General features: G+C 39.6%; 14 protein-coding genes. All 14 read right to left on the bottom strand.

The window, feature by feature from the left end; all coding sequences use genetic code 11:
* Window positions 1–6: 6 nt before the first annotated feature.
* The gene (locus H8796_RS14185) at window positions 7–1,179 is read right to left on the bottom strand and encodes a DUF1735 and LamG domain-containing protein (protein ID WP_008999078.1); all 1,173 of its coding nucleotides are present in this window, start codon (window positions 1,177–1,179) and stop codon (window positions 7–9) included.
* A gap of 9 nt (window positions 1,180–1,188) precedes the next feature.
* Entirely contained in the window at window positions 1,189–2,253 is a 1,065-nt protein-coding gene (locus H8796_RS14180) for a glycoside hydrolase family 18 (RefSeq protein ID WP_008999077.1), read from the bottom strand.
* A 31-nt stretch (window positions 2,254–2,284) separates the two neighbouring features.
* Entirely contained in the window at window positions 2,285–3,850 is a 1,566-nt protein-coding gene (locus H8796_RS14175; protein WP_008999076.1) for a SusD/RagB family nutrient-binding outer membrane lipoprotein, read from the bottom strand.
* Between the two features lie 3 nt (window positions 3,851–3,853).
* A complete protein-coding gene (locus tag H8796_RS14170; protein WP_008999075.1) occupies window positions 3,854–7,210 on the bottom strand; it encodes a SusC/RagA family TonB-linked outer membrane protein in 3,357 nt (1,118 codons plus the stop codon).
* 176 nt (window positions 7,211–7,386) lie between these two features.
* Window positions 7,387–8,382 carry a FecR family protein gene (locus H8796_RS14165; protein ID WP_117971887.1) on the bottom strand — a complete coding sequence of 332 codons (996 nt, stop codon included), beginning with the start codon at window positions 8,380–8,382 and terminating at the stop codon, window positions 7,387–7,389.
* A 47-nt stretch (window positions 8,383–8,429) separates the two neighbouring features.
* Window positions 8,430–8,993 (bottom strand): RNA polymerase sigma-70 factor, encoded by a 564-nt coding sequence (locus tag H8796_RS14160; protein WP_233530436.1) that lies wholly within the window; start codon window positions 8,991–8,993, stop codon window positions 8,430–8,432.
* Window positions 8,994–9,151: 158 nt separating this feature from the next.
* A complete protein-coding gene (locus H8796_RS14155; RefSeq protein ID WP_187343812.1) occupies window positions 9,152–11,500 on the bottom strand; it encodes a glycoside hydrolase family 3 N-terminal domain-containing protein in 2,349 nt (782 codons plus the stop codon).
* Window positions 11,501–11,573: 73 nt separating this feature from the next.
* Window positions 11,574–12,650 (bottom strand): DUF1573 domain-containing protein, encoded by a 1,077-nt coding sequence (locus H8796_RS14150; protein WP_117935242.1) that lies wholly within the window; start codon window positions 12,648–12,650, stop codon window positions 11,574–11,576.
* Between the two features lie 65 nt (window positions 12,651–12,715).
* Window positions 12,716–13,990 (bottom strand): BT_3987 domain-containing protein, encoded by a 1,275-nt coding sequence (locus H8796_RS14145; protein WP_233530433.1) that lies wholly within the window; start codon window positions 13,988–13,990, stop codon window positions 12,716–12,718.
* Window positions 13,991–14,020: 30 nt separating this feature from the next.
* On the bottom strand, window positions 14,021–15,235 hold the full coding sequence (locus tag H8796_RS14140) for a DUF1735 and LamG domain-containing protein (protein WP_004325414.1): 1,215 nt from the start codon (window positions 15,233–15,235) through the stop codon (window positions 14,021–14,023).
* 22 nt (window positions 15,236–15,257) lie between these two features.
* Window positions 15,258–16,343: an endo-beta-N-acetylglucosaminidase family protein gene (locus H8796_RS14135; RefSeq protein ID WP_117935243.1), complete on the bottom strand. Its 1,086-nt coding sequence runs from the start codon at window positions 16,341–16,343 to the stop codon at window positions 15,258–15,260.
* Between the two features lie 24 nt (window positions 16,344–16,367).
* A complete protein-coding gene (locus tag H8796_RS14130) occupies window positions 16,368–17,981 on the bottom strand; it encodes a SusD/RagB family nutrient-binding outer membrane lipoprotein (RefSeq protein WP_233530434.1) in 1,614 nt (537 codons plus the stop codon).
* Window positions 17,982–18,004: 23 nt separating this feature from the next.
* On the bottom strand, window positions 18,005–21,298 hold the full coding sequence (locus H8796_RS14125) for a SusC/RagA family TonB-linked outer membrane protein (RefSeq protein WP_117935216.1): 3,294 nt from the start codon (window positions 21,296–21,298) through the stop codon (window positions 18,005–18,007).
* 251 nt (window positions 21,299–21,549) lie between these two features.
* A complete protein-coding gene (locus tag H8796_RS14120; RefSeq protein ID WP_117935247.1) occupies window positions 21,550–22,461 on the bottom strand; it encodes a FecR family protein in 912 nt (303 codons plus the stop codon).
* Window positions 22,462–22,499 lie beyond the last annotated feature (38 nt).

Here is a 22,499-nt window from a genome sequence, read left to right as displayed (position 1 = left end):
ATTGTTTTATTTTGCAGGTAGTTCCACTGGTATCCACGTGATCTCATTAAGAGCTACTGCGTCATTTCCATGCCCAGTGCGATCGGTAACCTTACTACCTTCGCCATCGTCAAATTTCCAATAGGCAACCAGTCCTTCCGAATGTGGATCAACATAATAAAAGTTAGAAGCGATTTCTTCCTGCGTACGAGCAGTTTCCCACACACGCATTTCACACATTTCACCTACCCACCAACGACTCTTATCCCAAGAAGCACCAATAAGAAAACCTTTCATATTGCTGTCGTCAGCTGACCCTGAACTTTTCAAATTAATACTTTTGCGAGTAATTGAACCTTCCGATTGAGGTTTTCCATTGATATAAATGATTACATTTCCACTGCTAAATGTGAGAGCAATATGTATCCATTCATTTGCTGGCAGCACTTTGGTTGCATCCTTACCAGGGAAATTAGTACCTGTACTCAACATTAGTTGTCCCGGATAAAGAGTGTCACCTGTACGGAGAAGAAAATATCCTTCAATTCCCATCAATGAAAGGATATCATTACTTGATTCCGGATTCGTGAAAGACTTGGCACGAACCAAGGCCTCGAAAGTGAGCTCACTCATCGCACTAACATTGCTTTGCCAGTTCACTTTGCAATAATTTCTTTCCATATTGGCCACTACGTTAATCAAAGCAGCGCCCTTAAAGATATAATAAGTAGTAGCACTACGCGCCAAGATGGTACAATCACCTGCATCTACAATACGTACCGGCAATACATAACGCTTCTCGCGATCTAACTTATCAACATCTACAAAGTCAATTACCGCTTGTGTACTACGTACCGTTCCAGCCGGAATGATAGCTTCGGAAGTGGTGAATTTATATTGTGCTTCTGGCAATGGCAAGGCATTGTCTTTATATACAGTGTTGTATTCGTCCACTTTTGAAAGATCAGCAGCGAATCTCACAGTGATATCATGATCAAGAGCTTTGGGTAATGCAGTCTGCAGAGTTTTAGTATAGGAAGGTTCACCCGGCTTGATGAGTAGTGTTTCTTCCTTTTCCGAGTTAAGATATACTTTGCTTTCAAATGACGACTCTTCGATACCATCACCTGCACAAGCAGACAAAACGGCAGCACAGGCAAATGTTATCAGGAAGTACATCCAAGAATTAATCTGTTTCATACCTATTCTTTATTTAATAACTGGTGGATTCATAATTGAGATAGCTTCACGAATATTAGGATAGACCTTTTCAGAATGATAATAATCATTCTGTGTCTCCAAAATATAGAGTCCGGCTTTCTTGTAGTCATTATTGAACGAAACTACCCACCGAGCACATCCACTTACCGCACTGACAGCATTTCCTTTCACATCCCAGAAATGGCCAGTGGTCTGATCTTTTGCATCAAGTGAATAAGTACTGGCAGTCACTATAAAACGGTCGAAAGGAATTCCCGACTTGTCCATCACATTTGCCATCAGATAATCGATATCTGTAGCTGCTGTTGCAGCTGAAGTTTCGACGATAATATACTTAGAATTTAACAACAAGGATCCCTCTGCCAAATACTTATCCTCAATGAAATGTGGAGTTCCTCTAAAAATAAGTATCTTACCAGTATGTTCATTATACCAATTAATAAATATATCCAAGAAAATTGACTGACGGGCAATATAATCTTCCTTTTCGTCATTCGTCATATATCCAGTATACAAACCTACATAGCGAACAATTACGCCATCATACCCTTCTTTCTCACACAATGCCAAATGTCTGTTTACATACTCGGTTGCATAATCCGCAAATGTCTGTTGCTCTACTTCGGATGCACTTTCCAAATCTTTATACTCTTGTGAGAGGGTAGCAAAATCTATTTCATAAACAAACTTCATTCCTTTTCGGTCACGACAAGTCATCATCTCTTTCTGCATCCAATCAGGCAACACTTCCGGCTGTTTAAGTGAAATGATATCAATGCTATCGGGAAGATTGGTGAGGTGGTAGCGACGGCCACCCTGATTATCCAGATTATCAAACTGGGCAATAACTACCTTGTGGCTCACGTGCCGATAGTTGCGTATGCTTTCCAAGTACTTTTCATATAAAGCCGGTTCCTGCTCTGCAATGTTCGGCTGATTGACAGTAAGACTCTCCACTTCCGTCCAGTCATCACACGAAGCAAAGGTGAATACCGCGACTATGCAGACTGCTACCATCATCCATTTATAATTCTTAGTAAATAAATTCTTCATTTTTACTACTTTATTTCTTTGTTAGTACTCATTATTCCTTGCAATCCCACCAAAGATGAGTTGCCAGATTGTCCGGCCCGCCCAACAGTTTCAAAGCAGCCTGATAATTTTGTGCATTGCTTTGCCCTTCTCTTGTAGGATAAATGCAACGACGAGGAATCTCATCATTATTCAGCAAACCATTACTGTTATTCTGCACAACGGGTAACACTTTCGGATAACCTGTACGGCGCATGTCAGACCACGACTCCAATCCCAGCAGGAAGTTTGCCAGCCATTTCTGCACGATGATGCGTTCCAGGTTTTCTTCAAAAACACCTCCGTTATTCCACTGTACAGTGATGTTACTAACTTTGTTAGAATAAGAATTCTTTCCAGAAGGATCAGAATAAGTATCCGGAGCCTTGGTACTATGAATGTAATTGTCATCAGACACTCCCCAATATTCAAACGAAAGTTTAATACCCTGTTCATAATACGACTGTGCTGTTCCACCGCCCATGTTCCAACCACGCAACGCACCTTCCGCACACAAGAACATCACCTCTGACGGATACATCCATACCAACGGCGTTTCGCGTTCTATTTTAATGGTAGAGAACTTATTGAAATCTGACGAGCCAATCGGAGCCAACCCCGTACGAAGTCCGCAATAGGTTTGAGACGAATATCCCGACTCATTAAAATATGCAGCACGGCGCGGATCATTATAAGCATTCATATAAATAGTCATATCAGCAATAGCCCGGTGGTCACCCTCATTAAACTTAATAGCCTCATTCAATGGATTTCCAACATTAGAGAAAGTTGTCAATCGAGCTACATCGTCGTTCGATGTCATTACACCCACCGAGTGATTCACCGCTTCTTCCGCCAATTGTTGTGATGTCTTTCCATCTACATTAAATTGTGGCACGTAACAAGTACGTATAGCCAAACGAAGTTTCAGTGAATTGGCAAAACGAATCCATTTCAGCAAATCTCCCTTAAATATCAGGTCGGCATTCTGGGAAATAGATTCTGTCTGATGATCGGTTAGTTCAGTAATTGCTTGATTTAATTCGACAAACATTGCCTTATATACCTGCTCCTGTGAATCATAAGCTGTCTGTACCTGACCGTCAACTCCCACTTGCGTGTAAGGAATAGGCCCGTATGTATCTGTCACTCGATGCATAGCAGCCACTTTAATTATATGGGCTATCGCTTGGGGAACCACATCGTCCGTCACTCTCTCTATACTACTCACATAGGGGAAAATATAAGGAATCACTTCGTTAAATTCCACTCCGGACCAATCTGCAGGCGGATCGAAAGTTGAAAACTTGTTAGGCCATGAATTAGCTTTCGATTCAGCAGCATAGCGTCCCCATGTTCCTCCCAACAATAAATCTACATACTGCGCACGACTTGTACTGGTGGATATTACATTGTTCTGCAAAGTAATCAGTGAAGTCGTGATGTTGTATCCGTCGGCTTCGGCTTGTTCCTCCGTAACACCTGCATGATTCTGATTAATGTATTCATAATTGGGTGTGCATGCCGTGACAAGACCGCAAAGTACCCCAAATGATATGTATTTTATTATATTTTTCATAGCTTAAAACTTTAATCGTACATTAAATCCAATATTCCGGGTAGACGGCATCATAAAATAATCAATGCCCTGATAATAATTACCTGTGGTAGCTACGTTCTCCGGATCGAAAGGAGCCTTGCAATAAATCATCCATAGGTTACGTCCAACAATGGAGAGGTCGATATCCATTACACCTCCCAACCACTTGCGCGGGATAGTGTAACCAATGGAAGCCTCCTGCAAACGGACGTTCGTCGCATCATAAGTATAGAGTTGTGGAATACCTCCTGATACAGCCACTTGATTATACCAACTATGCGCCTCTATTAAATCACCTGCATCCATGATACTTTGATTGATTCGTACACCACCATTGTCACGGGCAATGGCAGAAACTTCGGACACACCATAATAATCCAATGTAGCTTGTGTACGCGAATATACTACTCCACCCAAACGTGCGGCAAGCATAAAACCGACGTTTAAATTGCCTATATCAAAACGGTTACGCCACGCCAAATTTCCTTTAGGCAACACACTTCCCAACTTTTTCCAATTCTCTGGTTCTTTGATACCTTTTTCATAGACAACCTTACCTTCGGAATCCACATAAATGTTACCATTATCATCACGTACAAAGTCTGCGGAAGAGTACATATCGCCCAGTGTCCCCCCTTCTTTCAACAAGAAATGCACATCACCCAGTCCTTTCATATCCAATGAAGATATGGAGAAGAGCTCCCCGGTGACCGGATTAACCAGATTGTTACCCAACTCGATAATTTTGTTATTGTTGGTACTAAATGTCAGATTAGAGTTCCATGTGAATTTTCTCCATGTATTCTTAAAACCTAATGCCAATTCCACACCCTGGTTACGAATATTTCCTGTCTGCACATAAATAGTACTATAACCCGAGCCAACCGAAATGTCAGGTTGGAAAAGCTGGTCATAAGTATTAGTCAGATAATAGCTAAGATCGGCATTAAAATACTTCAGGAAGTTAACAGTCAAACCAAACTCCCAAGACTTAGTACGTTCGGGCTTTAAGTTTGAAACCGGATAATTCGTCAACTGTTCAAACGTAGAACTGGTATTATTCCATTCAAGTACCGGGTTTGCAACAAAACGCTTAAACGCATTACCTACCGAAGCATAAGAAGCACGCACTTTCAAAAACGAGATATAATCTTTCGACAAGTTTGGAATCATTTCTGAAACAATCACTGATGCACCTATAGAAGGATAGAAAAACGATTTGCTTGTAGAGGCCGGTCCTGCCAACTGCGAAGGCCAATCGTTACGACCGGTCAGTGTCAGATAGTAAGTACTCTTATAACCAATTTCTGCACTGGCGAAGATAGAACGGGTCTGTTCCCTCCATGGATTCTCCACTTTTTCCAATGCTTTGTTACTCATATTAGATAGATTAAAAACATTGGCAACACCTGTCGTCTCACCTTCTATCGAACCATCGCGAAGAGGACTACGCATACCTGTATCTGAATAGTTCAGATCGGTGAGCGATACACCAAGAGTAGCAAAAAGAGACCAATCATTACCAAACCGCTTGTTTATATTTGCAAGAATATCACCATAAATCTGCATGTCCGATGAGCGGGTGATAGCATACAATCCATTCTTTGACAACATCGTCAGCTGTTCGGGGGTAGAAGCAAAAATGCGCTCCGTATATTTATTTACAGAATTATCCAAACGGATACGTCCTGACACATTCAGCCAATCAGTAATCTCATAGCTCAATGACGCATTCAACATATAACGGTTCTTGCTGTTCTCACGCAGATTACGGTAGTTGATCCAATAAGGATTCTGAATAATATACTCACCCGGATCCATTGTAAAATAGTGAGTCATAATCTTACGTTGCGGGTCGTAGCGTTCGAACATCTCCACGTCTTCCCAGTCGTTACCCCGGGGGAAGAGGTATGCACCAATCAGTGGGTTATAGTTGACACCCTGATTAGTCATATTACGATCTTTCTGATAGATATAACTGGCACCCACATCGAGCTTCATCTTATCATTCAAAAACGAAGTGGTATTGCGATATGTAAAATTATAACGATGATAACCATTGTTGGGAACTATTCCTTTTGAATCTACAGCACCTACAGAGAAATATGTTTGATTACGCTCCGTACCGGTAGAAAGGCTCACTGTCTCTGTAGCCACTAATCCTCCTTGCAAATAGTCACTTGCAGGATCATATCCGATATAAGATGATGAAGAAAGTAAGTCACCCCAACTCATGTCACCCGAACTGGAACCATAACGATTTTGGAACTTAGGCATAACAAATGCTTTCATGAATTCCATAGAACTAGACACTGTCACAGAGAGTTTTCCCTCTTTTCCTTGTCTCGTAGTCACGATGATCGCACCATTGGCAGCATCCGAACCATAAAGAGCAGCAGCTGCTGCACCAGTCAGTACGGAGAGCGATTCGATATCTTCAGGATTGATGTCGGCAATAGCTTCCGTCACACCCGAAGAACCATATTCCGTACCTCCTTCACCTTTCGAATTATACATTGGTACACCATCTATCACATACAATGCATTAGATGACTGTTCAATAGATTTAGTACCACGCATGATAACTCTGGAAGCACCTCCTACACCAGACGAAGATGAATTGATATTGACGCCGGCCACTTTGCCCGAAAGAGAATTGACAAAGTTAGCATCTTTATTTTCCAAAATATCATCCGCATTAATCTGCTGCACATTATAACTCAACGCCTTTTCCGCACGTTTGATACCTAGGGCAGTGACTACCACTTCATCTAAAGTTTTCGCATCCTCTTGCATTATTATTGCAAGTGAATTTCTTTCTGTCACCGTTTGAGAAGCAGCCACATATCCAACATAGGAGAATTCTAATATTTCTCCTTTGGCAGCCTGTAAAGAGAATTCGCCATTCAGATTTGTCACAGTACCTGCAGAACCTCCTTTAACTGAAACATTGACGCCAATCAATGGCTCACCATTGGCATCCTGCACCACTCCCGTTATTGTTTTCTTTTCAGGAGCAGGTTTTCCTGCAGGAACAATCATTATATATTTATCTTTAATCTTGTAAGTCAAACCTGTGCCCGAAAGAATAATAGTAAGGGCTTTTTCGAGAGGTTCGGCATTGATATTCAAATGAATTTGTTTTGTTTTCTCCAATTTTGACTCATTAAAAGCAACCAGATAAGCTGATTGTTTTTCTACGTCCTGCAACGCTTCCTGTAACGTTACATTTTTCTTTTTGATCGTAATTTTAACATTACCTTGAGCAAAAAGGGCTGTTTGCAATAAGAAACAGCTAAAAATTATAAAAAGAACAGCTTTAAATCGATAAAAATTCATAGATTTGAGCGTTTTTAGTGTTAACTCATAATATTTATTTCTCAAAGAGTAAGCATATAGCTTTAATACTAAAAAGGATTTCATATCCGGAATCAGGCGGCATCCTTTTTCCGGATACTTTTTTTCATGACTAACTCGTTATTTTAAGGTTATACAAATGTTATATCTTGACTGATTTATTTCTTCTTAATCGCCTTTATGTAGCATATATCTTCTTCTATCTTATAATCAAATCCTCCTACCACTTCTTGCATCACATCCATCACCTCTTTTATGCTTGAGTTCTCGCGGAAACGGAAATTATATTTATCGTCATTGAACAAGTTGCCATTATATTGAAAAGTCATCGCATACCTACGTTCCAATGTTAAAAAAATATCTTTAATAGACACTCCTCTGAATACAAACATTCCCTTTTGCCAAGCTGTTACATCTTCTAAATTGGCATCAGCAAGCAGACTCTTTGATGTATTACGTAAATAAGTCACTTGTTGTCCGGGAGTCAGTATATAACTTTCTTTTCCACTATTACAATCCACCTTTATTTTTCCATGAATCAATGTAGCGACAATTTCTTCATTTTCAGGATAAGCCATGACATTGAATTCAGTACCAAGAGCTGTAACAGACATCGTTGTTGATTTTACGATAAAAGGTTGTTCGGGATTCTTCTTCACTTTAAAATTAGCCTCACCAATCAGATAGACTGTTCGTGTATCACCCTTGAATACTTCAGGATATAATAAAATAGTACCAGAATTGGTTTGTACTTTACTTCCATCCGGAAGCTCTATTACATTCATTTTTCCAGCAGGGGTAAACTTCTCAACCATGGCAACTGCAGAATACATATCTTTAGTATAATAGAAAGTTCCCGAAATAACAACCATCAATAACACGACCGCTGCAGCTGCATATTGCCATGCTCGTATACGGAACCGAGACTTGGTATTCTGCTGGGGAACCCTTAACTTATCATATACATTCGCCAAGGAAGTCCATGTGCCTGCATCAACTTTACCTTCTGTTTCTTTCCATAGTGTATTCAACGCTGTATCTTTCTCATCAGCATGCTCCTCATCCACCAACCATTGATGTACTTCTTTGGTCACATTCTCACTATGCTCGGAAGCAGTGAATACATTGATAATTTTTTGAATATAATTCTTCATTTTAGATTTGCCTTATATAATATAGACAACTTGCTAAAACGGACTACTCAACTGAAATAGAAAAAAAATGCAATTAAGATGACTTTTTTTAATTCTTGTAGTGCAAGATAGATGTGGCGCTCCACTGTACGAATAGAAAGTTGCAGATTATCAGCGATTTCCTGATTACTCATTCCATTTTGCCGACTCATAGAAAAAACCTTTCTACGTTGTTCCGGCATATTATCTAAAGTGAGTTTTATTAAAAGTTGGAGTTCTTTAGCATAAAGCTTATCATAAATATCAAATTCGAAAGAGGGGGAATCTTCCTGAACTAACTTCTCTTGATAACTAAGCTCCACGGACTGATGTTTCAGAAAGTTATAAATCTGATTACGAGCCATCGTATAAATATAACTATCCCATGTTTCTTTGTTTTCCCAGATTTCCGGATTATCCCACAGCTTGACAAATATATCCTGAGCAATATCTTCCGCATCTTCTTCCGAACGCAAAATCTTCCATGCAAAAGCCTTTACCTTCGGAAAAGTAAGAATGAAAAACTGCTCGAATTTCTTCTTCTTTTCTTGTTCACCAATATGTGTCATCAGAGATTTTCCGGTTATTATCATTTTTTATGGGAGCCAAAAGTAGATGCTTTTATTAAAAAAAACAAATAATATCAGCAATAAAAGCAATTTTATTATTTCCTCCAGACATTCATTTTCCGGTATATTCTCTTATTTACCTGGGTTTATAAAAGTGAGCAACAACATCCTAATAATAAAACTTATTTTACTAAAATAGAACCTTCTAATCTAATATCATCCGAAGAACTACCAATCATTACCTGAAAAGTTCCGGACTCTACTATTTGTTCCAGAGCCTGATTAATGATAGATAAATCTTCTGCTGCTAACGTGAAGACGATTAACTTTTCCTCTCCCTTACTTAAATAGAAACGTTCAAAATGTTTCAACTGTTTCATCGGCTGAACAACTGATGCATATTCATCTCTCATATAAAGTTGTGCTACTTCTTCACCATCATACTTCCCTGTATTCTTTACTTTAAATGAGACTTCAAAACAACGAGCAGATTTCTGCACTACCTGCAAAGCAGAATATTCAAAAGTGGTATAACTCATCCCATAACCAAAGCTATATAACGGAGAAGATGACACTTCCACATAATCATGATTTCGAGGAGCTTTCTTATTATAATAAACCGGAATCTGACCTACAGAACGCGGAACGGAGATTGGCAAACGTCCGGAAGGATTATAATCTCCAAAGAGAACATCCGCTATGGCATTTCCACCCTCCTGCCCCGGATAGTAAGCAGTCAGTAGTGCATCAGCATATTCCGAAGCCCAATTCTTTTCTAAAGGACGACCTTCAATATAAACGACAATCAAAGGCTTACCTGTCTTTTGCAAAGATTCCAATAGTTCTTGTTGTCTACCAAGTAAGGATAAACTGGCACGGTCAAATCCTTCTCCACACTCCATATCACTTACACTACCCTCTTCAGCTACAGCCGCACCTGTTTCTTTATAACTCGTTTTAAAATCACGGGCACTGGAACCACCCACAACCACAATTACAACTTCGGAGCGACGGGCAGCTTCAATTGCTTGTTCTATCTCATTCACTGTAGTATCACGAATAGCACAGCCTCGTACATATTCCACACGAGAAGGAGATAATTTTGTTAGAATTCCATCAAGAACTGTTTTCACATTACTATCTTCCTGCGGAGCTGTATAGTCCCCTAACATATTATATCGATTGTCAGCATTAGGGCCAATTACCGCCACCTTATTTATCGTCTTGCTTAAAGGAAGAATTGAATTCTCATTTTTGAGAAGTGTTATGGAAGACTGTGCGATTTTACGTGCCAGTTCGATATGTTCTTTACGGCGTACTGTTTTAGCAGCAATTTTCGGATCCACATAAGGATGCTCAAACAAGCCCATCTCAAACTTCATCCGTAACACCCGGCAGACAGCCGTATCAATCACAGCCTTATCCATTTGTCCGGATTGAACCGCATGACAAAGGTTGGTATAAGCATCCCCACCCAAGTCAACATCAACGCCAGCCGTTACAGATTGTATGGCTGCATTCTCTTTAGTTAGAGCAACAAAGTGGCTTTCGTGAATCCCTTCAATACTATATAAATCGGAAACTACAAAGCCACAAAACTTCCATTCATTACGCAAGAGTTGAGTCAGCAAATAATGGTTCGACGTACAAGGTATCCCATCTATCGAATTGTATGAAGTCATTACAGACAATGCCCCTGCATCTATTGCCTTACGAAAAGGAGGAAGAAAATTCTGATGCAAATCACGAATACCGACTGAAGCATAATTACCATTCTGTCCACCCTCCGGCACAGCGTATGCCAGAAAATGTTTCAAGGTAGCTATGGTAGCGTATTTTTGTGATAGATTACCTCCACCTAAACCGTCAACCATAGACGCCCCTAAAATGCCACTCAACACAGGATCCTCACCAAATGTTTCTTCCACGCGGGACCAACGGGGATCACGGGTCAGATCAAGTACGGGACCATAACTAATATGCCCACCTTGGGAACGAATTTCTTTAGCGATAACTTGACCAACTTCTTTTACTAATTCCGGCGACCAGGTAGCCGCCATTCCGATACCCGTAGGAAAAACTGTAGCACCAATTGCCATGTGCCCATGAGGGGCTTCTTCCGCTAAAAACATCGGAATTCCCAGACGGGTATTCTCCATCACATACTTTTGCAATGCATTTCCGGCTTTCGCTGACAATTCTGGATTTAAGCCATTAGCCAATGTTTTCTTTGTCCAGGGATCAGCACGATAAGTTGCCCAAAGCATTCCGGCATTTCTTTCTTTAATCAATTGCTTGAACTTTCCGGAAGGATGAACCTCACTGCCATGGATTTCATACATTTCCCAACCTAAAGGACAAAGTAACTGACCGACCTTTTCTTCCAGAGTCATACGGGAAAGTAAATCTGAAAGTCTCATATCTATTGACAAACTGGGATCTTTGTAAGCAGGTAACGAGGGAGAGGATTGAGTAAACCCCAAAGTACATACCATCTGTACCATCACCAAAATATACAATCGTTTTATCATAATGTTATATACAGTAAAATGACTCAATTAATTTATAATGTATTTCTAATCTTTCAAATAGAGATATTCAACCCTACTTACCCATTTCTCCCTCAAATATAACTGTATGTACAGGCTGATGAGTATCATTTGTTATCAACTTGACCTTTGCATCCAATAGATGGTTTGAAGATGATACATTTAATTCAAACAGAACCTCCAAACACTCATTTTGCTTCAAAACCTTTTCACCCCGGATATTAGTAGAAACAAATTCCGGACATTCTATTTTGCGGATAATAAGAGGATTCGCCCCTTCATTAGTAACTTTAACTTTTCTCTGAATACGCTTTTTTAATGAGATATTCCCCAAATTAAAATAAGACTGTGAACACTTCATCCGGGGAGCAGTTGCCGTGCTTACTTTTCTCATATCATCAATCACTGTACCAAAGATTTGTATAGGAGAACTGTGTACGGAATTGGCACTAATAATAATCTTATCTTTAAATGTACCGTAAAAGCCTTTTAAAGGAGAAGCTGTTATTTTTATAGTCGCACAAGATCGACCTTGAAGAGATGATGGCATAGATATCGACAAACATCCACTCTTATCCAACAGCGAGTATGACAACCTGACTATTTTATCCGACCGGTTATAGATTCTAATTTCCAATTGTTTTGGCCTCCCATTATGCTGTAACAGATCATAAGATAGAGTCATTCGGTCTGCCAGAATATCTGATGATAAAGAATAAGGATATTCATCCTCTATACGATTCATTGTATTTATCGTGCCTTTTACCCAAAGAGTATTGACACTTTGTCCTGAATTAGAAACAACCCTTATACTCTTAGAGAAAAAGTTTGTTCGCCCTTTAGGATCGAAAGTTACGGTAATAATGCCTGTATGCCCTGGTTTTACAGGTTGTTTACTATAAACAGGAATGGCACATCCACAAATTGAAATCACTTCTTCAATCACAACAGGAGAAGTATGTATATTAGTAAAATGAAAAGTATGACTCACTTTGCCTCCTACTTCCTGAATATTACCAAAATTCCAAGTAGTAGTATCAAAACGTAATGCAGTTTTTCCCTGTTGTTGAGCACATACGCCAACAATAGAGCACAGTAAAACGATCAAAGCTGACATAAAACGTTTCATCATCATTTCTTTAAGTTAATATTGGGAGTTACGTAAAAACACAATAACTCCCAATATAAAATCACATTTTAATTATCTTGAGGCAAATCATTGAATTCTGCATTCCAAATGATGTTTGCCGAAGCAGGGAAAGTTAAATCACGCCCATTGCCCGAACTGTCCTTCAATGTATTTCCTTCTCCTTCATCCAATTTCCAATAGCCATATAAGTCCGACGAAGATGGAGAAGCTATTGTACGCAAGTTAGCTTTTACTTCTTCCGCCGTCAGACACTTCTTCCACATACGAATATCAGAAATCAGACCATCAAAATACAGACTCGAACTTGTATTACCAAACTGAATACCAGTCAACGTATATCCCACCTTGAATCTTTGAGAAGAGGATGGTCCCCAACGTTTAGTAGGTTTTGCAGAAGCAACTTCCTCACCGTTAATATATAAACGATAAGCAACCTCAGTATTCTGACCCGTTTTTGTTCCGTCACAAGTAATAGTCAACCTTACCCATTGATTAGCCGGCAACGTTATATTTTGATTAGCCAATGTCAAGTCACATTGACGATTACCAATATTAGACGCTCCCGTTGCACCGGTCACACGTAGTTCACAACCACTAAAAACCTCATTATTATTGTTGGTATCTTTACCACGCCATGTACCTATATAATTAGTTCCACTATGCCAACTATATGGATATACAAGCATCTCAAACGTATGTGTATTATCTTCAATCGTAACTACTTCATCATTTGCGAAACTTAACGTACGATACATATCCGTTGAATAAGAACTCATATTCAATCCCGGTATATAATCCAATTCCCCATCAATGCTAATCGTAAAATAAGAAACAGAACGAGTGTCCGTTACAAATTGTCCTACACACGTTTCATCTATTGTTGCAACAATAGGAAGCAAATATTCTTCACCTTCCACCAAACCGAACAACGATGAAAACTTAACTGATAAGGAATTGGATTCTTGCTGTCCTGCCTTCACTATCGCATTTTTAGCTTGCAACTCATAGACAAAAGCGGGCATCATCTTATAAGACGTGTTATTTGCAGCATTATAAGCCTCTACCATACTTTCGTCCACGGCAATGTCACACAATAAAGTAGTAGCAGCAGGTTTATCCAGTTTGATAGTATAATCATAAACATAGCTTCCTGCATCCAGTATCTCCCTATAATCAATAGAAACAGGTCCTGCTTCCGACTGTGGCATCTCTATTGTCGGCAATTCAATAAAATCATTGTCATTATCCGAACAGGATGTGAATCCTACTCCTCCCAATAAAACAAGCAAAAGGAGAGTTAATCTATTTATATTGTTTTTCATTATCATACAGTCTATTCATTTATTATTACCTTATTCAAGACATTTATTCGTATCATCATAAGTCCAGTCAATCGTAATTCCATTCTTATAACTGATATCACGCTTTGACGGAGATAAATCATAGAAAGTAGTTCCCTCTCCTTCATTCATTCTCCAATAAGACACAAGCCCATTGGTAGAAGGGTCTACCCCACATACATTTGCTTTAATTTCACGAGCAGACAAAGGACGAGTCCAAAGGCGCATCTCACTCAAACGACCATAAAACAATTGTGAAGATTGATAACCTTTTGAAGGCATACCGATCTGTACTCCATAAAGCGCATATTCATACGGAGCAACTGTCATTGAGTTATCTTTCTCTCCATTAATATACAATGTCAACGTACTGCCGTCATTTACCAAGGCAACAGCATACCAGGTATTTAAAGCAAAGCGAGTATTCGATGACATTTTACCCTGTTTAGTTGTTACATGCAGCTGATTCGGCTCATCCGTTCCTTCACCAAAACGAAGCAGGTTCTGGTCACATTTAAAGCCCCCATCATCAATTGCTCCCCCTTCTACAGACGCCTCACTACCTCCAAATGAGCAAACACGGGTAGTACCGGAAGCTCCGGAAGAACGGAATTTAGTGGCATAAATCTTCACTTCCCATGTATAAGTAGGCAAGGAAGGAATAGGATCCGGAAGCAAAAATTGATAAGCCATAGAAGCCTGTCCTACATACGGAGCATGGAAACGCAATGTTCGAGATACTTTCAGGAAAATAGTACGTCCTGCTTCTATAATATCCAAATCTCCCGTCGCACTTTTTATGGTAACCGGTATCAAATAAACACGCCCCGGAACAAATTCCGAATCATCGGCAATTGAAAGAGAGGCAGCAGAAGAAATTGCCTGTCCTGCTGAAATCGTAACCTCCGGATTTTCAAATGTATATGATTTATCCGGAATGGGATAATAATTGGTTCCCATTTCCTCATTATAAGTATCAACCAGACTTGCATCAACAGCCAGATTCACCTGAATATCCGATTCAACGCGAGAAGTTGAAGTCACAGAAACAGCATACGCAGATGGAAATCCATCAATGGCAAACTTTACCAATCTATCCGAAGATGTTCCGGTCATTAACAACCCGTCACCTTTTTGAGCGGCTTCCTGGCATCCCTGCAGCATAAAAGAAGCTATTCCTATCAAAGCAGCTCCCCATATCTTTTTTATATTATTCAATGTTTTCATACCTTGCATACAAATTTAAAATTCATCCATTTTCTTCTTCCGTTTCTTGTTTAGTAGACTGTTGTACAGGCTTTCCGGCAGGATTTTGTTCCTGAATACCACGTCGAAGGCTATAATAAGGAATAGCGGCTTTCTCTTTATCACCTATAGCCTGATTAGCAGGACGAGTGGTATTGTATTCATATTCAAAATAATATCCGCCGAATCCACCTTTTCGTCCTTGTGTAGGATTCCAGCGTGCCATACCTATTACAGAATAGATTGGATTGCCCCATGAATCTACTTTATTTCCATCGGCTTCCGTAAATTCGACTCCACCATTCTGCCAGTACCATCCCATTTGTTCCGTAGCAACGAATTTTTCAGGAGGACACCAGCTGCTAAGCTGGTCAAATTTAGATTGCAAACTTTGAGCACTACCGGTGGTGTAACATTGTCGTACAAAATAATCGACATAAGGTTCTGTTTCCTTAGGAGGCAGCTGATTATAGAAGTCAACAATTAATAATTTGCCTGTACCCGATTGAGGACCGAAATAATTTCCCAATACCTTTATAAACTTTGTAAAGTTATCATTTTGCAACCAGTCGCCTTCCGGTTCGTAGTCCAAGTCCAAACCATCCAGATCGTTACGCAACACACATCTCACAAGATGTAAAGCATAAGCCTCGATACCTGCGTCGGTTTTAGGAAACTCCGTACTTCCAATACGGCAAATCGTACACATCACAACGCGAGTCCCCTTTACTGTACGGATATAATTCATTTCCTCATAAGCAGTCGGCAAATAACGCTCGTTATAATAACTAGTTTCTACATAAGCCGGATTGTTGGAAGGAATACCCGACCACAGACTGACGATGTCCAGACTATCCGGCAAACCAGTGAAATGAAGTCCCTGCGAAGGAGATGCTTCTGAAGTATAACCGGCATACCAGCCGAAACAAATAGCATGATCTGTTTTCTTATATTCACGTAAGTTCTGATAATATTCTTCATTATAAGTATTAGCCGCCTGTATAACTTCCGGTTCAATATCCGTATCACAACCACTCACAACAAATGTCAAGAGATAGGTGAACAAAAAATATACATAATTTATTTTCATATTCTGCATTATTTAAGTAACCAATTATTTATTAGGCACATCCCACCACAATCTGACACCCGGGTTATCTACGCCACCTAAAAGTGTGATGCCTTTATCCAACTCTGTTCTATTCGTATTATATTCCGATTCCGGATAAGGTAATCTGCGGATTTGTATATTTGTGTCTACAGAACCTCCGGAACTTTCATTCACAACAACCGGAAATACTTTCGGGTAACCGGTACGGCGGAACTCTGTCCATGCCTCTTGTCCCACCGGATAAAGAGCAATGTACTTTTGAGTAATGATTTGTTCCAGATTTGTTTTAAAATCTCCCAATTCATCCCAAGCGATAGAAACAGTACCCAAAGCATCCATGGAATGAGATGATGTCACCGGATCCTCATAATTGGCAGGCACATATCCACCCGCCGCAGTTCTTGTCAGATACGCGTCAGCTCCTGATACACCATGTTCATCAAAAGACATTCTTATTCCATCTTCATAATACTTTTTAGCATCGGCATTCGTTCCCCAACGCAAAGCATATTCCGCCAACAAGAAATATGATTCAGATGAACGCATCCACACTACATTGGAAGTAGCAGTTGCCTGTGGTTCAGCAAAGATTCCTGTTATATATTTATCCTTACTTACGTCCTTTGACATTCCGGCTCTTATACCCCGATATTTTCCACCCGTACCTGCCTCGAAGTAAGCAGAAAGTCGTGGATCCTGATAACCATTCATGTATGAATCCAGCGTCGCTCCCATACAAATATCATCCCATCCTTTCAGAATATACAGAGGACTTTCATAAGTCGCTATCGGAGTAATATGCTGAAGTTCTGCTAAATCAGACTTCACATTCATCAATCCATAACTATTGCCAATAGCCAGTTGGGCTTCACTTTTTGCCTTTGTTTCATCCACATAGGCAAGATGCAATGCAAGACGCAAACGAAGTGAATTGGCAAACTTTATCCAAGATGTAACATCACCGTTGAACACACAATCCCATGATGACAAAACTTTACTTCCGGATGCAGCATAACTATCCAAGTTATTGATAGCTCCATCCAATTCTTCAAAGAATCTGTAATAAACATCCTTTTGCGAATCATAAGGCACTTCTTTTGAAACTCCAAAATTCAAATAAGGAATAGGCCCATAGGTATCTGTCACACGATGCATTGCCGCTACTTTCAGAATCTGCGCCATAGAAAACCGGGGATCTTCGTCATTGTTAATCGCTTTTCTTATTTCACGCCAGGCATTCATAGTCGTCAGGTAATTGGTAGTGAACATATCACCATACCAACTTCTTTTATCCCAATTGTAACGACCGGCAGAATTGATACTGGGAGCAGGAAAACCAAAATAGCCGACATAGCCATCTCCACCCATCACTTCCACAGTCTGATATCTGTCCGAACCGATATTAAGTCCCGGTTGTGCTACCACCAGTACGTTCTGCTCCATCTGTAAAAGAAGAGAACCAGTTCTCACATTATCCCAATCCGTCATCTCATCGGTTGCTTCATTAGGATTGGTATTGTACTCCAGAAAATTCTTCGTACAACCTACATTTATCATGATTACTCCAAGGAGTAAGTAGTAGTTCCTTACTTTAAAAAACTTACGTATGTTCATCATTATTTTTTTTAAAGGTTATCCAATTAGAAAGAAATCTTTGCAGAAAATCCCATCGATCTCAAACTCGGTTGCATGAAATAGTCCATACCCTGGTTATAAGTACCTGTACTTGCAGTAGATTCCGGGTCAAATGGAGCCTTACAATACAGCATCCATAAATTACGTCCTACAAAGGATACATTCAATCCAGAAATCCATTTACACCATTTATTGATCGGAATATCATATCCCAATGTCAATTCTCCCAAACGAACATTAGTCATACTATATACATACATAGAACCTACATAACCTGTACCATTAGCTCCGATAGTCTGATACCATGTCTGGGCATCAATCATCTGGCCGTTTACTTTCACGCCACCATTATCCCGTGCTGCTGCCGATGTCTTAGACACTCCATAATAGTCCATTACAGCTTGAGTGGCAGAAACTCCGATACCGCCTACACGGGCATTCAACATAAATCCGAGGCTGATTCCTTTCCAATTAAATTCATTTCTCCAGCTAAGAGTATATTTCGGATTGGTATTACCGGCATAGACATAATTATTCTTATCTGTTTCCAGTGCACCTGTCATTGAATTCATCCAGATATGTCCATGCTCATCAGTTCTCATTGTATTAACATAAACATCTCCCATAGAGCCCCCTACTGTTAGCCGTTGTTTGGCACCGCCTAACGAATAGACATCCATTTCGTCCAGATGTACTGTCACTCCCAACTCTTCATTTGTATATTCAGGGAGTAATTGGTCAATGCGGTTTCTGTTGAGCGACCATAGTAAAGTTGTTTTCCAATCTACAGGCCCTATATTCTGTTTAAAGCCAAGAGCTAACTCAATACCTTTATTCGTTACTTTACCTGCATTTACATATAGTTTAGAATATCCGGTTGTTGTAGAAATTTCCGGACTGAAGAGCTGATTCTCCGTATATGTCTTATAAGCTGTCACGTCCAGTGTCAGTTTATTATCAAACAGACCTAAATTAAATCCTCCTTCCCATGAATGAGTTCTCTCCGGTTTGAGGTCTTTTATCGGGAAATAAGAAGTGGTGTTCAATCCTCCCAACACTGCGTAAGTAGTGATAGCCCTGAATCTTTCCGGTGCATTACCCACCTCACTATATGAAAGGCGAACCTTTGCATAAGAAAGAATGTTAGATTTCATTGTAAACATATTAGTCAGAATTGCTGAAGCACCAATAGAAGGATATAATATGGAAGAATGGTTTGTTCCTGCCAAAGCAGATATCCAGTCATTACGTAACGAACCGTCTACATAAACCATGCCCTTATATCCTAATGAGAATGTTCCGAATAAAGAATTGGTACGGTCGTGATAGTTCGTATTTTTATAGGTTAATTTACCGGAAACATTCGCATTGTTAGAAGTAAACAGATTAGGAATGGTCAGTAATCCTCCTCCAAAATTAAGCTCCTTATAATCCAAATCCAATAAACTGACACCTAAAGATGCTGTCAGATTCCATGTGTCGTGATAGAAATATTTATTGATATTCAACATGGCATCCGCATATATCTGACTGGTATTCTTGTTCGATTGCACGTATGCTCCTTTATCCGAGTTTTCAGCAATCACATTCAAAGTGGAAGCATACATTTTCTTTTCCGAGTTGATAGTTTCCTTATCCAGTTTCACGCGTCCGGAAACATTCAACCAATCTGTTATCGTATATTTTAGTGAACCGCTTGCCAGAAAACGGTCTTTCTTATTGGTATACATATTCCGATTCGTAATCCAGTAAGGATTCTGCATGGATAATCCATTTTCTTTCAATGGCCAGAACTGTGTTTTTATGTTACGGTCTACATCATATCGTTCATAATACTGATATTTCGAGAAATCATCACCGCGCGGAAATAAATAAACGGGAACCAATGGATTTGCATACTCTCCTTGCGACAACATATTCTGTTCCTTTACATTAGAATACATAAAACTTAAATCCATCGTCAGTTTATCATTCAGCATAGAGGTAGTGTTACGAACAGAGAAATTATATCTGTCCAAGTCATTATTCTGAATGATACCCCGGGCATTCACAGCACCTACAGATACATAGGTTTGATTTTTTTGTGTCCCTGTAGTCAGACTTACAGTGTTTGCTACATTGTAACCTGTCTGGAAAAAATCTTTAACTTCATAATCGGTAGGAGATGACAATTTAGATGCCCAACTATACCACTCTCCTGTTTCCGAACCATACGTATTCTGGAATTCCGGTAATCGGAATGGTGAATAGAAGGTTGAATTATTACTGTAAGTCAATCTGGTTTTATCTACAGCCCCCTTCTTCGTTGTGATAAGTACCACACCATTGGCAGCAGCCGAACCGTATAGTGCAGCGGCGGCCGATCCGCTAAGTACTGAAATTGATTCTATATCATCAGCGTTGAAGTTAGCCAATCCGTCACCGGATTGTCCGGCACCCGTATACTGATCGTCGGGTTGTTCACCAGATATATTAGCCAAAGGAACTCCATCTACTACATATAGAGCGTTGTTATTACCGGATATAGACTTCGTACCACGCATTACCACACGGGCACCACCTCCAATACCGGATGAACTTGCATTGATATTCACACCCGCTACCTTACCGGCAAGACTGCTCATCACATTCATATCTTTCGCCTTTGCCACTTCATCGCCGCCAATCTGCTGCACATTGTATGTCAAAGACTTAGTTTCGCGTTTAATGCCCAAAGCCGTTACAACAACCTCATTCAAGACTTTTGTATCTTCCGTCATCACAATGGAAAGCGATTTATTATCTGTAACCTTCACCTCTTGAGAAGCATATCCAATATAAGAGATCTCCAATGCCGCTCCCTTTTTAGCTTGAATCTGAAAGTTTCCGTCGAAATCTGTAATAGCACCGGTAGTTGTTCCTTTTACTTTCACATTCACTCCGATCAAAGGTTCTCCTTTTGTATCTTTCACTGTACCTTTTACCTGGATAGTCGGATCTTGCTCTGTTACATTCAATTTATTGGTAGACAAGATAATCTGCTTATCAACCACTGTATAAGTAACGTTGGTTCCTTTAAACACCTCATCAAGAATATCCAGGATCTTACCTGAATTGTTTCTCACAGAAACAATACGGTTCTTCTGAATTGTTTTATCATTATAGAGGAAAACATAGTCGGACGTCTCCTCTATTTTATTCAGTACCTGTTCTACAGATACATTATTCATTGAAATGGCAACCCGCGTTCGCTGGGCATAGCCATCTTCGGCAGAAAGTTGTAATACTACTGCGAAAAGTAGTGCTAGACTAATCCTCATAACTAAAGGAAGTTTTAGATTTAAAGCATATTTAGGACATAATGCTGTAAATGAATGATTTTTTTTCATACATTTGTGGCTAACTAAAGTTTATTACTAAATGAACTATGGTTTGATTCCGGCTAGTGTTTGTGAGACCTTGTACCGTGAATCTGGAAAATTCGGAGGAAGACAGCTGTTGGTAGCAGCTTTCTTCCTTTCTTTTATTCTCTTGTGTTATTCCATGGGCTTTTATTTTAAGGGTTACTACTCTAATATAAATCTACTCTAATTTTAGTCTTTGATAATGTATCATCTGCCTGTTGTTGCGGTTCTTCAATTTTCCATTTTAAATCGGCAGACCTGGCCAGATAATCCAATATCTGCGACAGAGTTTCAGTCCGGAAAGTAGCCCGGTACTTATATTCTTTTCCAGACCTATTGTTAAACTGAATTTCTACATTGAAATGTCGTTCCAGACGCTTCAGGATTTCTTCTAATGAAGCATTTCTGAAAATTAGTTTTCCATCTTTCCAAGCTATCTTTCCATAGACATCCACTTTATTTTTTTTCGACTTTTGACTCTGTTTATCGTAAAGCAACTGTTCTCCAGGAGCCAATACAATTGTTTCCTGATTAGGGGTTATCACATTTACCTTACCTTTTTCCAACACTGTTTCTATATAATTATCATCCTCATAAGCAGCTACATTAAATTTGGTACCATAAACATATACGCTCAAGCCATTCGGAGTATTTACATAGAAAGGACGATCTTTGTCTGCCTGCACTTCGAAATATGCTTCACCCTTCAACTCTACCAACCGGTTGTCTTTCTTGAAAGTGGTAGGATAACGCAATGTACTACCTGCATTCAGCCATACTACAGAATGATCCGGAAGTTCATAACGTATGACAGAACCGGTAGCGGTTACCACCTCTGCATATTTTTCGTCGGTTTCTGTTCCACTAAAATATAAATATCCCAAAACCAGAGAAGAGAGAAATAAAGGTATAGTCAGAAATGCTGCATAACGCATCAGTTGATTATACATGTTCTTTCTTCTATTAGTTTTTATTTTGGCTTGTGCTTGATAATAGGCACCCAATACATCAATGGATTCCATTTCTTTAATATCATCTCCCAATGCTTGTGCTTTACGGAGCAATGATTCCGGACTCATATTTTCCTTATTTTCTTTCAAAATCTTATCTTTTAATT

The organism is Bacteroides sp. M10 (assembly GCF_014334015.1).
In the GTDB taxonomy this organism is placed as follows: Bacteria; Bacteroidota; Bacteroidia; order Bacteroidales; family Bacteroidaceae; genus Bacteroides; species Bacteroides intestinigallinarum.
Note: the sequence above shows the minus strand (reverse complement) of the source record. Positions and strands in the feature narration are given on the sequence as shown.